This is a genomic window from Aureimonas ureilytica (assembly GCF_001475935.1).
GTDB lineage: Bacteria > Pseudomonadota > Alphaproteobacteria > Rhizobiales > Rhizobiaceae > Aureimonas > Aureimonas ureilytica_A.
The window spans coordinates 1-1,216 of the sequence record NZ_LDQA01000109.1; the positions used below are offsets into that span (position 1 = coordinate 1).

At 64.3% G+C, this 1,216-nt stretch carries 1 protein-coding gene; it reads left to right on the forward strand.

The window, feature by feature from the left end:
* Nucleotides 1–1,216, forward strand: a 1,216-nt coding sequence (locus NS365_RS24695; protein WP_193753523.1) for a hypothetical protein, incomplete at both ends; no start/stop codon positions are given.

A 1,216-nucleotide genomic window follows, 5' to 3' on the forward strand; every position in this document is an offset into this window, starting at 1 on the left:
GGCCGGCCATGCTCGCGGCCGGTTACAGGACTGTCGCCATGGCGGGGCAGGTCAACAACGCCTCACGCGGTGCCTTCGGTACCCGAACCCGCACTTATGCGCGCAAGCCGATGAAGCTTGGCCGGTGTTCGCAGAAGTCGCTGTACGTTGGGTTCTCGACCGTCCGCATCGAGGCTCTCACCAGTTCGGAGGAACTGGCGGGGCCGGGCACGCCCATCGCGGCGGCATCGGTCGAAATCCCCGGTGCGCCCACGCCGGTCGTTCGCCTTCTCTTCGGAGGTTCGCAGACATTCACCATTCCGGGTGGCTGCGACCTCTACTTCGCGGACGAGTTGACGCCCTCGATGTTCGGGCTGACCGAGTTCGAGGACTCTGCGGAAATCATCACGAATACCATCTCGGACATTCCAGATGGTGCGGTGGTCTATGTCTGCGGTCAGACCCTCGGTACCTCCTACATCTATGATCCGGCCGTGGACACCCGCGCGCCGGCCGACCTTGTGATGATCCAGGGCGGGATCAACCAGCCTTCAGGCGGTGCCACGCTGCCCGGCCCGGCTCCTGTGATGATCGTCGGCCTTCCGGTGGACGGCAAGACGCAGGTGCCTTCGCTCTTCGTGGCCACGGACTCGATCGGCGACCGCCTGTCGGACGGTGGCGGCGTGGGTGACAATGGCGGGGGCTATTGCAAGCGCGCCGCCTTCGCAGCCGGCATCCCGTTCTTCTCGCACTCGCTCGGTGGCCGGCAGATCGGCCACTGGAATGCGAATAACTATTTCAGCCGCGCCTACGCCCGCTTCTGCACCACGACCTACTGCAGCCTCGGCACCAACGATGTGGGCGGCGGGCAAACCGACACGAGGATCTGGGCAAGCCTTCAGAAGTTCTACGCCCAAATGCGCTCGTTCGGGCACACGAAGGTGATGCAGGGCACGATCCCGCCCCGCATCTCCACCGGCGCGCGCAACGGTTCGCAGGAAAACATCCTCACCAACTATCGATGCACCGACCTCGCCAATCAGTTCCCCTGGTACACGTCCGGCGTTGGCGGCATCGGCTACGAGCTCGGGGGCTACAAGGACCAGGCCAACACCCGCATTCGCAACGGGATTGGTGTGAGCGGGGGACCTGACGCGCTTCTCGACATCGCCGCGCTCTGTTCCGATGCGGACTCTGGTCCGTCGAAATACAAGCTTCGCTCGTTCACGTCGTCGCT